Here is a 13,969-nt window from a genome sequence, read left to right as displayed (position 1 = left end):
GCGGCTTGGGCCCTCAACGGGGTTTCTGGCCCGGACAGGCCATGGCGACAGGATCGATACCATAGCGCGAACCGGCGGCCGGGTGCAGGGGGGCCGACATGCGGAAGGATGCAGGGCGCAGCAACGCCATGTCCGGATTGCCCTTGACCAGGGCGGTCCGGTTGGTGCCGCGGGCCAGGGCCTCGACCAGCCGGCCGGCCAGGACCGGGTCCAGCGCCGGGCCGGCGATCCAGGCCACGGGCTGCATCATGGTCGCCACCTCGGCCTGGTTCGGGCCATAGGTGCCGGCGGCAATATGGCCGGGCGTTCCAAACGGATGCAGACCCGACAGCCGCCCCGCGGCATCGCCGGTGACGGGGATCAGCCGGGCACCTGCCGTGACCGCTTCGGCAATGATCGGGTCGGGCGACGCGGTGATCAGGAACAGCGCATCGATGCGCCCGTCCATCAGGGCGGCGATGGCCCCGATGCCCCCCAATTCCGCGGCGCGTACATCGCGCCGACGCAGGCCGTGGGCGGACAGGATGCGGTCGGCCAGTTGACGGTCGGCTGTGCCGGCGCTGCCGATGGCCACCCGCCGGCCCTTCAGCTGCCCGATACTGGTCAGGTCCGTTTCGGGCCGGACCAGCACATGCAGCGCCTCGTTGTAAATTTCACCCAGGATGGTGATGTCGGCCGGCTTCGACCCCGGCACCGGCTGGCAGCGGGCGGCATAGATCAGGTCGGCAGGGACCAGTCCGGTTTCGATACGCCCCCCCGCCACATTCCGCACGATGTCGGCCCGGTCGGGAGCACTTTGCGCCAGGGCGACCAGACCCGGCACACCACAGGCGCGGTCGTCGGCGCAGGCCGGCATGCCGGTCGGCCGTGACAGCATGGCGGCCAGGGCGGTGCCTACATCGAACCCCGTCTCTCCCGACACGTCGGTGGCGATGCGCAGGTACCGCGTCGGCGGCTCCGTTCCTGCCGGGGCGCGGCCAAACACCATCAGCGCCGCAAACGGCACCGCCAACAGGGGAAGGATCCAATATTTGCGAGACATGGTGCAGCAGGCCAGCATCAGCCAGGGTTGGGATCAATCACGCTTTTGCGGGTGCGAAGTCAAATGCGCACCTGCGATGGCAGACTGTTTTTCCACGGCTGTTGCCGGCTGGATTCACCCCGCGGGAGGTAATCCCTCAGCGTCCGGCTTCGGCCAGCGTCCGTTCCAGCATCTCGGCCTTCACCGTGCCGATATCCACGCTGGCGATGGTCTGGCGGCGTTCCTGCTTGGCTGTACCGGCGGCGACGCCCGCCATGACCAGCAGCAGCGCCGTGGTCAGGACCAGGCCCGCGGCCGACAGCTTCTGACGGTCGATGCGGGAAAGGTTGGTATCCAGGGTGCGGCTGCGGGTCATGGTGTCGTCCTCTTCAGGAAGATCGCGCGCCGACCCTGGGGCGGGGGGCCGGCTGGCGACAGGGACAAAACACCACCCGCAATGGGCGCGGTTTGGACGGGATTGGGGCCATTTGGCGGCAAAGGCGGTACGACCTTCGGGCGCGCCCGGCGTGTTCTATCCCATGCCTCAGCCGTAGGTTGGGGTGATGATCAGCGCGACAGGGCCGCGTCGATCATGGAAACCGTTTCCTTCACGCCGTAAAGGGCGATGAAGCTGCCCATGCGCGGGCCCGTGGTCTGGCCCAGCAGCACCTCGTACAATGCCTGGAACCAGGTGCGCAGCTCGGTGAAGCCGTGCTTCTTGCCCACCTCGAACACCTGATGCTGCAACTGGTCGGCCGGCGTGTCGGTGGCCATCGCGTCCAGCTCGGCCCGCAGCTCCGTGATGGCGGCGCGTTCCTGCTCGCTGGGGCTGCGATACTGTTTCGTCGGCTTCACGAAATCCTGGTAGTAGGTGACGGCATAGCCCACCAGCTTGTCCAGGAACGGCGCCGTTTCGGGCGAAGCACCCGGCGCATAGCGGCGGATGAAGCCCCACATCACGTCGGCACTCTCCGCATTCGCGGCCCCGGCCAGGTTAAGCAGCAGGCCGAAGGACAGGCCGTCCGTCCCCTTGACCTCGTTCGGGACCACACCGTTGTGGATATGGTGGACGGGGTTCTCCAGCTTCTGGGCCGGTTCCAGGGCGTCGAACTTCTCGACGAAGGTCAGATACTCGTCCACGGCGCGCGGGATGACGTCGAAATAAAGCTTCTTGGCCGCCCGCGGCTTGTTGAACATATAGAGCGCCAGGCTTTCCGGCGGGGCATAGCGCAGCCATTCCTCCATCGTCAGGCCATTGCCCTTCGACTTGGAGATCTTCTGGCCCTTCTCGTCCAGGAACAGCTCGTAATTGAAGCCGTCGGGCGGGGTGCCGCCCAGGATATTGACGATCTTGCCGGCCAGTTCCACCGACGGGATCAGGTCCTTGCCGGCCATTTCATAATCGACACCCAGGGCGAACCAGCGCATGGCCCAGTCGGGCTTCCATTGCAGCTTGACCGCACCGCCGGTGACGGGGGTTTCGACCTTTTTGCCGTCCTCGTCCTCATAGACGATGGTGCCGGCATCGACATTGCGTTCCAGGATCGGCACCTGCAGTACGCGACCGGTCGTCGGGCTGATGGGCAGGAACGGGCTGTAGGTTGCCTGGCGTTCGGCCCCCAGCGTGGGCAGCATCACCGCCATGACCTCGTCATAGTGGCGCAGCACGGCCAGCAATGCTGCGTCAAACCGGCCCGACTTGTACCAGTCGGTGGCCGACTGGAATTCATACTGGAAGCCGAACCGGTCCAGGAAGTCGCGCAGCATGGCGTTGTTATGGTGGCCGAAGCTTTCGAACTTGCCGAACGGATCGGGCACCTGGGTCAGGGGCTTTTGTAGGTTGGCGGTCAGCAGGTCGCGGTTCGGCACATTGTCCGGCACCTTGCGCAGCCCATCCATATCGTCGGAAAAGGCGAACAGGCGCGTGGGCACGCCCGGCATCAGCTTTTCAAAGGCGCGCCGCACCATGGTGGTGCGCGCCACCTCGCCGAAGGTGCCGATATGGGGCAGGCCCGACGGGCCGTAACCCGTCTCGAACAGGACATAGCCCTTGGGCGGGGCTTTGCCGCCAAGGCGCGCGACCAGTTTGCGCGCCTCCTCAAACGGCCAAGCCTTCGCTGCAAACGCCAGATCCTGTTCGGTGCTCATCGCGTCATCACCTGATGGAGAAAAACAAGGCCGCAAAACTAGGGCCATGGGACGCGATGGTCAACGCACAGGCAAGCAGGGACGGGTGTGCAGAACTGGTTGCAATCAACAGAAAAAGCCGCCCCTGTCCGCAGACGGGGGCGGCATCGGCGACATCACGCCGGAAGGTCAGGCCGCGGGCTGGTCGCCTTCGGCTTCGGCCATATCGGCCGAACCGTCGTCGCCACCGTCACCCTCGTCACCGTCGAAGCCGCCGCCATCGTGGCGGGGCACAGGCTGACGGGCGCGGCCTTCCTGCTCGTTGATCTGACAGATGATGCGGTAATAATGCTCGGCATGCTGCAGGTAGTTCTCCGCAGCCACCCGGTCACCGGACGTATGAGCATCACGCGCCAGCGCCTGATACTTCTCATAGACCTGAAAGGCATTGCCGCGGATACGCACGTCCGGGCCGCTGCTGTCATAGTTCTGGTGACGCAGAGGCACATTCTGGCGGCGATTGCCGCCACCATTGCCACCGTTGCCGCCACCGCCACCATTACCGCCGCGACCACGACCACGCCGCTGATTGGGTCCCTGTCTCATTCGCTATATGCTCGGCCCCTGGTTTTCCCGAGCCCCCGGACATCTTTGTCGTCCCGTCCTATCCGTTTTCAGTCTGATTTGACTTTCAGTCGGCATCGACCAATGGGCGGCGAAATTCGCCCCGCCCTGGGACGCAAACGCCCCGATCCGGGGGCTTTGCCCGGCAGGCGCCCCACGCGCTGCTGCCGTCCGCTGGGGACCCTAGCGATAGTCGCCTTGCATTCCAAGGGTTTTTTGCAAGCCTGCCGAAGGCGGCGACCGAATTCCTGCCTGCCTTCGGCAATTTTCTTGCGACCTGCGGCAACAGACGGTCAGATCAGGCCGGCAGGCGGTGCATTGCGCACAGCTTGTTGCCGGCGGGATCGCGCAGATAGGCGAGATAGAGCTTCAATTCCCCCATGCTGCGCACGCCAGGCGGGTCTTCGCAGCTCGTACCGCCGGCGGCGATACCGGCTGCATGCCAGGCGTCGACCATTTCGGGCGAGGCCGCGGCGAAACCGACAGTGCCGCCATTGGCACCCGTGGCCGGTTCACCATTGATCGGCTTGGTGATACCCAGCATCCCGGTCTGGGAGCGATAAAAGATGCGACCCTTGGGATCGAAATTGCCGGGCGCGATGCCCAGGGCAGCCAGGGTCGCATCGTAGAAGGCCTTGGATGCCTCGATATCATTGGCACCAAGAACGATATGGCTGAACATTTCCCCTCGCTTTCACCTGTGCCGCCCCGGTCGGGCGGCCTTCTGGAAGGCGGGGAGGATAGGGACAGGCCGATTGTCGCGTCAATCGACCTTCGGTTCCGCCGGCTTCTGACCCAATGCCACCCGGTCGCGCCCGCCCAGGTCGCGGACGGTTGCGACCCCGGCGAAACCAGCCCCGCGCAGCAGGTCGGCCACAGCCGGCCCCTGATCGGCCCCGTGTTCGAACCCGATCAGCCCGCCCGGTGCCAGCAGCGGCGGCAGCACCCGCACCAGATGGCGATAGGGGTCCAGCCCGTCCGTCCCACCGGCCAGGGCGCGCCAGGGTTCGAACCGTGCCACCTCCGGCGCCAGACCGGCAATATCGGCGTCTGGGATATAGGGTGGGTTCGACACGATGATGTCGAAGCCGCCCGACAGGGCGTCTGCCCAGGAACCGGCCAGGAACGACGCCCGGCCGGCCAGCCCCAGGCTGATTGAATTGGCCCGGGCCACGGCCGCGGCATCGGGCGACAGGTCCACGCCGATGCCGAAGGCGTGGGGATATTCCGACAGCAGGGCCAGCAGGATGGCGCCTGTGCCCGTGCCCAGGTCAAGAATGCGCCAGGGCCGGGTCCGGTCGGGCCGGGCGCGCAGCACGGTTTCCACCAGGGTTTCGGTGTCCGGGCGCGGGATCAGCGTTTCCGGACCCAGTGCCAGGGTCAGGCCCCAGAATTCCCAGTCCCCCAGGATGCGCTGCACGGGTTCGCGCGTCATCCGCCGCTCGACCAGCGTCTGGAAACCCGGCAGGGCGCTGGCGGGAACGTTCAACCCGTCCGGCCGGCGCAACCGCCCGACGGGGATGGAAAAGGCGCGTTCGGCCAGATAGAGCAGGTCCAGCCGCGCTTCTTCCACCCCGGCAGCCTGCAGCCTTTTTTCTGCTGCGCGCAGCAGCGGGGGCAGGGGAACCAGGTCGGTCACGGTTTCCTCCGTCGGCGACGATGCGGCACTTGGGGGGCGGCCGCGGCGGCCATCCTTTCCGCCAGCCCGGCCAGGGCCGCGAAAGGATTGTCGGCATCCACCACGACGGGGGCGCTGGCGGGTTGGGCCGGTGGCGGGTCGGGCCGGCGGCGGACCCAGATGTCGGGGGCGGGGGGCTGGCCTTCCGCCACGGGCGGCTTGCGGCGCAGGCGCCAGCCGAGGGCGGCCAGGATGCCCGGCATCTCCTCGTTCGACGCCGCGGCCAGGGAGGCCAGGCCCGACAGGTCGGTCAGGCGCCCGTCCTTTGATCGTTCCGCGATGGCCTGCATCAACCGGTCGGCCATGTCCACCCGGACGGCACGGGGGCCCAGGGGCAGGTAACCTGCCGCCCGCAACAGCCCCTCCTCCGGTCCGTCCGCCGCCAGGGGAATAGAGATACGGCCCGGCGGGGGCAGCGGGGCGGGCAGGGTCAGGCCATGGCGGACGGACCAGAGCAGGCCCAGCATGGCGGCTGCCCGCGGCTTCACCAGCGTAGGAAGATAGATCTGCGCCGCCCCGATGCGCACGCCCAGCCGGGACAGGGCGGCCTGCGCCGGCCGATCCAGGGCGGCGATCAGGCCATCGACCGGCGCACGGGCCAGGATGCCGGCCGCTTCGGTCAATTGAAAGGTGATGCCACGCGCCGGGCCGGACAGGTCGGATGCTGCCAGCCGGGCCAATGGGGCCAGATCGGCGCGGATGCGCGCCTGGATGACGGCCAGCAGGCGGTTGCGCACGCGGTCGCGCTGGGCGCCTTCCAGCAGATCATCGCGCAGCAGGCGCACACCCGGCGCCAGCAGGCGGTCGCCGGGCATCAGCCGGGCCAGATCCACGCCCTGCCACTGGATCAAGCCGGCGGGCGTCAGGGTGAAGGCACCGTCCGCATCCGCTTCCACCTGCGCCACGCGGCGGGCGATTTCGTCCTTCAGGGCGCGACGGGCGGCGGTCATCAGGGTCGGGTGATCATCCTCCCCCACATCGGCGCGCATGTCGAAGGCCAGACCCGTCAGGGCCCCGACCTCGTGTCCCTCGACATAGACGGTGCCGTCCGCCGTCACCATGCCGATCAGGTCGCGGCCTGTGCGCAGGGATTTCACCAGCCCGGCGGAGCGTTTATCGACGAAACGCTGGGTCAGCCTTTCATGCAGGGCGTCTGACAGCCGATCCTCGATCCCGCGTGTCAGCCCCTGCCAATGCTTGGGATCGGTCACCCAGTCGGCGCGGTGGCTGATATAGGTCCAGGTGCGGATATGGGCGATGCGCGACACCAGCGTGTCGATATCGCCGTTCAGATTGTCCAGCCGTTGCACCTGCGCGGCCACGAAATCATTGGTCAGCCGCCCGCCCGGCGCCATCAATTGCCGGTACAACTGGCCCAGCAGCTTGGTATGGGCATCGGTCAGGGTCTTGCGGAAGTCCGGCACCTGGCAGACCTCCCACAGCATCTTCACCCCGCGCGGGCGGCGGGTCAGGGACATGACCTCTGCGTCTCCCGACAGGGCCTTCAGCGCCTCCACATCATCGGCGGGCCGGGCGCGGATCAGCAGGGGCGACGGCGGCCGCGCCTCCAGCGTGCGCAGCAACCCCTCGACAGAGCGGGTGTCCAGGTCGCTGTTGCGCCAGACAAGTTGCTGCAGGGGCGGGAACTCATGGTTCTCCACGGCCCGCACAATATCTTCGTCCAGCGGTGAACAGTCCCAGGTGGTGCCGAAGGTACCGTCGGACTGGTGCCGGCCGGCGCGGCCACCGATCTGGGCCACCTCTGCGGCTGTCAGGCGGCGGGGGCGCTGGCCGTCGAACTTGGTCATCCGCGCGAACCAGACATGGTCCACATCCATGTTCAGGCCCATGCCGATGGCGTCCGTGGCCACCAGATAATCCACATCGCCGGCCTGGTACATGGCGACCTGGGCGTTGCGGGTGCGTGGCGACAGGGCGCCCATGACCACGGCCGTGCCGCCACGGCTCCGCCGCACCATTTCGGCCAGCTGATAAACCTCCGTCACCGAAAAGGCGGTGATGGCGCTGCGCGGCGGCAGCTTGGTCAGCTTCTTGTGCCCGCCATAGGACAGTTTGGAAAAGCGCGGGCGGCTGATCACCTCCACCTTGGGGATCAGCTTCAGGATCAGCGGCCGGATCATGTCGGAGCCGAGGAACATCGTCTCCTCAGCCCCCCGCGCATGCAGCAGCCGGTCGGTGAAAATGTGCCCGCGCTCGTCATCGGCGCAAAGCTGGATCTCGTCCACGCACAGGAAGCCCACCTGCCGTTCCAGCGGCATGCTTTCCACGGTGCACACCCAGTAACGCGCCCCGGGGGGGATGATCTTTTCCTCCCCCGTCACCAGGGCGACGGCGCCAGCCCCCTTCATCTTCACCAGCTTGTCGTAATTCTCCCGCGCCAGCAGGCGCAGGGGAAAACCGATCATGCCCGTGGAATGGGCGGCCATGCGTTCCATGGCCAGATAGGTCTTGCCGGTATTGGTCGGGCCCAGGACAGCCAGCACCCGGCCGGCACCGGCCGTCGCCAGCCCCGCCGGGTGGGGGGGATGCGCGCTCATGATGCCCCTATCCATGGGCGGTACTCCGCGATATTGCAAGGCCGGCCACAGAAACGCCATGGGCGCGTACCAGATTGACGCCATGATGAAACGCCTGCTTCTCCCCCTTCTCGCCCTGCTGCTGACCCTGGCCGTGCCGGCGGGCGCCAGTCCGGATCTGGCCGCCGGGCTGAGGGAGGCGCTGACCCGGCGTCTGGCGGAATCCGCGGTCAGCCGCGACAGCCTGCATGTGGAACGCGTGCCCGATGTGGCCGTCACGCTGGATGCCGGCGGGCAATATCATCTGCGCATTCCCAAGCTGCGGCTGGCGTCCGGCGATGGCTGGCTGGTGGAGGTGCCGCTGATCGAAGGGGACGCCAGCCCGCAGCCCGACGGGTCCTGGCAATTGCGGGCGCGGCTGCCGCAGCCGCTGACGCTTTATGGCGGCAACGGCTTCCGCCTGGGTGATATCAGCCTGGGCCGGCAATCCCTGGCCCTGCGCATCAGCGGCGACGGGCGCAGCCTGCTGGCGGCCGATATCGACCTGGGCGATGCCCGCTTCGTGCCCGTGATGGGGGCCGGGACGGGTGTCCTGTCGGCCCTACGACTGATCCTGGCGCCGAAGTCCCAGGTTGGCGATGTCTGGTCGGGGCGGGTGTCGCTGTCCGTGGACGGGTTGATGCTGAAGGACCCGGCGGGGGTGGAACGCATCGCCCTGAAACGCCTGCGCCTGGATGGCGCGGCCGATGGGCTGGACATGCGGCGCATGGGCGCATTGCTGGCCACGGGTGACCGCGCCGCCCTGGACCGGATTGCGCGCACGGCCGATCTGGCGGCCGATATTGCCGGGTTGCGTTACGTCGGTGATGATGGCGGCCGGCTGGCGCTTGCCAATGGCAAGGGCAAGCTGATCCTGACCGGCCTGTCGGCGCCAAAGGCGGCACTGGCCTTGGACTGGAAGCATCAGGGGCTGGAACGTACCGGTCCAGGGATCAGCCCCGACCTGCTGCCCAACCGCGCCGACATCACCCTGTCGGCCCAGGCGCTGCCCCGGTCCCTCCTGTCGGCCCCACGCCCTGCAGACGGCTGGACGCCCGTGCTGGCGGCGGCCGGCAGTGCCGTCAAGCTGTCGCGCCTGTCCCTGTGGAATCCCGGCTCCACCATTCTGGGCAATGGTGATTTCCGCTTCAGCCGGCAGTCGCACCAGGGCGTGGCCGGCGATGCCGACCTGTCGCTGCGGGGCGTCGACCGCCTGATCACGGGCGTCAACCAGACCATGGGCGCGCGCGGCGCCGGCATCGGCATCGGGCTTTATGCTCTGCAGGGGGTGGGCAGGGTGCAGGCGGGGCCGGAAGGAACCACCCATCAATACCGCCTGACCATAGCGCCCGACGGCACCGTCACCCTGAATGGCACCAACGCTACCGGGCTGTTCCGGGGCCTGATGGCAGCCAGTCAATAGTCGCGTGAGCGATACAGGATGGCAGCGGCGGTCACAGAGACGTCCTGGACTTCATGACCTGCCTGCGGGCTGCCGCGGTTCCACGAACCCTGCAGATACCAGTCGTTCCTTGGGGGGGCGGTAAGCCGTATCAGCTGAAGATTTCATGTGAAACAAATCAAGTTAAAATTTTCGCTATTCGCTTCATTACTGTGAAGATTTATTTGGAGTATGAGGAAAATGTTTATATCGTTTTGCTCGAGATAACTCTCACATTCCTGAACATCATGCTACCGCGATCAGCCGTGGCCAATACATAGTAATCAGAATCTTGGTGAGCGTTAATAAATGAATTAACCGCAGTATCGAATTCTCCATAGATATCGATACCATTACCACCAACAATGGTTAATTTCCCATCTATTAAGGAGATTGCTAGTATGAATTCGTCGCATCTATGCGACTGAACCATCTTGAAATCATTCTCAGTGCTGAAAGGAAAATCACGCACCGAAATCTCCGTTTAGCATCAATTGCAGTAAAGACAGGTTCCGGTCATTCCATGTTTCAGTTTCAATGTCAATAGACTACCAAATTGGTATGTTTTTCGGCGATGTCATTGGCATCACCTTCTTTCGATTCTGCAATTTGTTAAAATTTTACGCTTATAATTCATACAGTTGCAGGTTTTCGGCCTCTCCGCGGCGAAACGATATTGCGCCGCACACATGCGTCGCCGTTCTATCCGGACTGTGACGGATGCGTGACGGCCCAGCGACGGGGACTTGACACCCCTTATACTCTGCGCGAGCATAAGCACCACTAATGCTCAAATCGAGCATAAGTCCCCTTTGCCCGCCCGCTCCCGCGGGTTGCCGGAGTTGATGCGATGTCCGCCCCGCTTGACCTGTCCTACAGCCCCGAAGTGGCCGAGGCCACGAAGCCCATCTATGACAAGGTCAAGGGCGTGATCCCGGACGTGGAATGGCCCTTCCACGCCCCGCTGGTGCATGAAATCAACCGGCTGAAGAAAGAACGCAACGCCGTCATCCTGGCGCACAATTATCAGGCGCCGGAGATTTTCCACACGGTGGCCGACATTGTGGGCGACAGTCTGCTGCTGGCGCGCAAGGCAGCGGAGACGGATGCCGACGTCATCGTCCTGGCCGGCGTGCATTTCATGGCGGAAACGGCCAAGATCCTGTCGCCGGAAAAGGTGGTGCTGATGCCCGACATGGGCGCCGGCTGCTCCTTGGCTGACAGCATCACGGCCGCCGATGTGCGCCTGCTGCGCGAACGCTATCCGGGCGTGCCGATTGCGACCTATGTCAACACCTCGGCGGCCGTGAAGGCGGAAAGCGATATCTGCATCACGTCCGGCAACGCGGTGGAGGTCATCAATTCCCTGCCGGGCGACAGCGTGCTGTGCATTCCCGATGAATATCTGGCGCAGTGGGTGGCCACCCAGACGACCAAGAAGGTCATCGCCTGGAAGGGCCATTGCGAGGTGCATGAACGCTTTACCGGCGAACAGTTGCGCGCCTACCGCACCCAGTTCAAGGGCGACCTGACCATCATCGCCCATCCCGAATGCCCGCCCGATGTGCTGGCGGAGGCGGATTTCGTCGGCTCCACCGCCAAGATGCAGGATTATGTCGAAGGCCAGCAGCCCAAGCGCGTGCTGCTGATTACTGAATGTTCCATGGCGGACAATCTGGCCGCGACCAACCCGGCCGTGGAATTTGTCCGCCCCTGCAACCTGTGCCCGCATATGCGCCGCATCACCCTGTCCAACATCCTGGACAGCCTGCGCAGCATGCAGCCGCAGGTGCAGGTCGACCCGGCCATCGCCGACCGCGCCCGTCAGGCCGTGGAGCGCATGCTGGCCGTGGGGAAGAAGTAACTGCCACGCCGCCGGATGGCGGCGGGCGGCGTCTGTGGGAGCAAGCAAATGCAAATCCGGCACAGCGATGTGGTCGTGGTCGGGTCCGGGATGGCCGGGCTGGTGGCGGCTTTGTCGCTGGCGCCGCTGCGCGTGACCGTGCTGACCAAGACCGATGATCTGCCGGGCGGGTCCAGCAACTGGGCCCAGGGCGGTGTCGCCGCCGCCATCGATCCGGCCGACGATCCGGCCGACCATGCCGCCGATACGGTAGCGGCCGGCGCCGGCCTGACCGACCCGGCCATGGCCGCCTTGCTAGCGGAGGAAGGTGCGCGGCGCCTGACCCGCTGGATCCATCGCGGCCTGCCCTTTGACCGCGAAGCCAATGGCCGCCTGTCGCTGGGCCGGGAAGCCGCCCATGGGGCCGCCCGCGTACTGCATGCCGGCGGTGATGCCACGGGCCGCACCCTGATGGCCGACCTGTCGGCGCGGGTGCGGGCGGCGGCGCATGTGACGGTGGAAACCGGCGCCTTTGCCTGGGATCTGGTCACGGGTCGGCACGGTGTTGCGGGCGTGCTGGCCCATCATGCCGGCGATGGCTGGGTGTTCCACCGGGCCGGGGCCGTGCTGCTGGCCTGCGGCGGGGTAGGACAGCTTTACCGCCACACCACCAACCCGGCGGAAGCGACGGGCGATGGTCTGGCGCTTGCCGCCCGTGCCGGGGCCGATCTGGCCGATCTGGAATTCGTGCAGTTCCACCCCACGGCCTTGGCCGTCGGGCGCACGGGACAGGTGCCGCTGCTGACGGAGGCGCTGCGCGGTGCCGGTGCCCATCTGCTGGATGAACATGGCGGGCGCTTCATGGTGAAGGCACATCCGCTGGCCGAACTGGCGCCGCGCGACGTGGTGGCCAAGGCCATCGGCGCCCGTATCGCCGCAGGCCTGCCGGTCTATCTGGACCTGCGCGCGATCTGGGCGCAGGGCGGGGCGGAAAAATTCCCCACCGTGGCCGGCATCTGCGCCACGGCCCGGCTGGACCCGGCCACCACGCCCATCCCCGTGGCCCCGGCCGCGCATTACCATATGGGCGGCATCGTCACCGACGCCGATGGCCGCACCAGCGTGCCGGGCCTGTACGCGGCGGGTGAGGTGGCCTGCACCGGGGTGCATGGCGCCAATCGTCTGGCCAGCAATTCCCTGCTGGAAGCGCTGGTCTTTGCCGAACGGGCGGCCGATGCCATCCTGGCCGGACCGCCCGTGCCCGCTGGCCCCATCGCCCTGCCCGACATTCCCCGCCAGTTCACGCCCACGGCCCAGGCCGCCCTGGTCGCCCTGCAGGCGGCCGACATCATGGCCGAAAGCGTGGGGCTGCTGCGCGACGGCATCGGCCTGTCCTGTGCGATTGCCGAGCTGGAGGCGCTGGGCGTCGGCACGGCCCAGGCCGACGATATCGACAGCCCCGTCGGCATCCGCCTGTCAGGGGAATTGCGCAACCGTCTGCTGGTCTCGCTGCTGATCGCGCGGGCGGCCCTGGCCCGGCAGGAAAGCCGTGGCGCGCATCAACGGTCCGACTGGCCCGAGAGCCGACCCGACTGGCGCCACCGCCAGCGCGTGACCCTGACCGGTCCGGCTCCGCGCATCCGCGTAGCCCCACCCCGTTCCCCCCTGCCGGTGATGTGATGACCCTGCCGCTTTACCCCATCCAGTATGAAGCCCTGATCCGCACGGCCCTGGCCGAGGATCTGGGCATGGCGGGGGACCTGACCACCGATGCCTGCGTGCCGGCCGATGCCACGGCCAAGGCCCTGTTCAACGCCCGCCATGACGGGGTGTGTGCCGGGCTGGACGCGGCCCTGCACGCCTTCACCCTGCTGGACCCCGGCCTGACCATCACCCGCCATGTGCGCGATGGCGACCGTATCGCCAAGGGCACCACGCTCGCCACGGTCGAAGGGGCCGCGCGGCCCATCCTGTCGGGCGAACGCACAGCGCTGAACCTGCTGGGCCGGTTGTGCGGCATCGCCAGCGAGACGCGGCGTCTGGTCGACCGGATCGAGGGCACGGGCGCGCAGATCGTCTGCACCCGCAAGACCACACCCGGCCTGCGCGCGCTGGAGAAATATGCCGTGCGTGTAGGCGGCGGTGGAAATCACCGTTTCGCGCTCGATGATGCCGTCCTGATCAAGGACAATCATCTGGTCGCCGCCGGCGGCCTGCGCGCCGCCGTGGAACGCGCCCGGGCGCGGGCCGGCCATATGGTGAAGATCGAGGTGGAGGTCGACAATCTGGACCAGTTGGCCGAACTGATCGAGCTGAAGGTCGATGCCGTGCTGCTGGACAATATGGACCCGGCCACCCTGCGCCGCGCCGTGGAGATGGTCGGCGGCCGCATGGTCACCGAAGCATCCGGCGGCGTGACCCCGGAGACCATCCGCGCCATCGCCGAGACGGGTGTCACCCTGATCAGCCTGGGCTGGCTGACCCATTCGGTGAAGAATTTCGATATCGGCCTGGATTTCGTGGTGGGGTAAGGGGCGCTGGTGAGCCCAGGTCGGCCCTGCTTTTGAGGTCAGCGCAAACGGTCGGCATCGACTTCAATTCTGCCACGTCATTGCCTCCCCCGCGAAAGCGGGGGTCCAGGGGGACCAGGCACTGCGTG

11 protein-coding genes are annotated in these 13,969 nt (G+C 66.6%); 4 read left to right on the top strand and 7 right to left on the bottom strand.

Annotated features, from left to right (window positions below; genetic code table 11):
• Window positions 1–13: 13 nt before the first annotated feature.
• The 7 genes from ACODTW_RS05420 to ACODTW_RS05390 all read right to left on the bottom strand — a co-directional run bounded on the left by ACODTW_RS05420 (window position 14) and on the right by ACODTW_RS05390 (window position 8,008).
• Entirely contained in the window at window positions 14–1,042 is a 1,029-nt protein-coding gene (locus ACODTW_RS05420; RefSeq protein ID WP_488944931.1) for a TAXI family TRAP transporter solute-binding subunit, read from the bottom strand.
• A 136-nt stretch (window positions 1,043–1,178) separates the two neighbouring features.
• Entirely contained in the window at window positions 1,179–1,397 is a 219-nt protein-coding gene (locus ACODTW_RS05415; RefSeq protein WP_488944929.1) for a hypothetical protein, read from the bottom strand.
• Window positions 1,398–1,588: 191 nt separating this feature from the next.
• Window positions 1,589–3,169: a lysine--tRNA ligase gene (locus tag ACODTW_RS05410; protein WP_488944928.1), complete on the bottom strand. Its 1,581-nt coding sequence runs from the start codon at window positions 3,167–3,169 to the stop codon at window positions 1,589–1,591.
• A 168-nt stretch (window positions 3,170–3,337) separates the two neighbouring features.
• Window positions 3,338–3,754 (bottom strand): DUF4167 domain-containing protein, encoded by a 417-nt coding sequence (locus ACODTW_RS05405; protein WP_488944927.1) that lies wholly within the window; start codon window positions 3,752–3,754, stop codon window positions 3,338–3,340.
• A 316-nt stretch (window positions 3,755–4,070) separates the two neighbouring features.
• Window positions 4,071–4,454, bottom strand: coding sequence for a VOC family protein (locus tag ACODTW_RS05400; protein WP_488944926.1), 384 nt, complete (start codon window positions 4,452–4,454; stop codon window positions 4,071–4,073).
• A gap of 81 nt (window positions 4,455–4,535) precedes the next feature.
• Window positions 4,536–5,411 (bottom strand): peptide chain release factor N(5)-glutamine methyltransferase, encoded by an 876-nt coding sequence (gene prmC / locus ACODTW_RS05395; RefSeq protein ID WP_488944925.1) that lies wholly within the window; start codon window positions 5,409–5,411, stop codon window positions 4,536–4,538.
• Window positions 5,408–8,008: a helicase-related protein gene (locus ACODTW_RS05390; RefSeq protein WP_488944924.1), complete on the bottom strand. Its 2,601-nt coding sequence runs from the start codon at window positions 8,006–8,008 to the stop codon at window positions 5,408–5,410. The genes prmC and ACODTW_RS05390 overlap by 4 nt, the downstream gene beginning before the upstream one ends.
• Before the next feature lie 82 nt (window positions 8,009–8,090).
• Here ACODTW_RS05390 and ACODTW_RS05385 point away from each other — a divergent pair, with 82 nt between their 5' ends.
• From ACODTW_RS05385 to nadC, 4 genes are all read left to right on the top strand, one after another.
• Window positions 8,091–9,449 (top strand): hypothetical protein, encoded by a 1,359-nt coding sequence (locus ACODTW_RS05385; RefSeq protein WP_488944923.1) that lies wholly within the window; start codon window positions 8,091–8,093, stop codon window positions 9,447–9,449.
• An 868-nt stretch (window positions 9,450–10,317) separates the two neighbouring features.
• Window positions 10,318–11,331, top strand: coding sequence for a quinolinate synthase NadA (nadA, locus tag ACODTW_RS05380; protein WP_488944922.1), 1,014 nt, complete (start codon window positions 10,318–10,320; stop codon window positions 11,329–11,331).
• A gap of 48 nt (window positions 11,332–11,379) precedes the next feature.
• Window positions 11,380–12,990, top strand: coding sequence for an L-aspartate oxidase (locus tag ACODTW_RS05375; protein ID WP_488944921.1), 1,611 nt, complete (start codon window positions 11,380–11,382; stop codon window positions 12,988–12,990).
• Window positions 12,990–13,841: a carboxylating nicotinate-nucleotide diphosphorylase gene (gene nadC, locus ACODTW_RS05370; protein WP_488944920.1), complete on the top strand. Its 852-nt coding sequence runs from the start codon at window positions 12,990–12,992 to the stop codon at window positions 13,839–13,841. The genes ACODTW_RS05375 and nadC overlap by 1 nt, the downstream gene beginning before the upstream one ends.
• Window positions 13,842–13,969 lie beyond the last annotated feature (128 nt).

Source organism: Niveispirillum sp. FG148 (assembly GCF_057809655.1).
The sequence above is the reverse complement of the archived record's forward strand: the minus strand, read 5'-3'. Positions and strand labels throughout refer to the sequence as shown.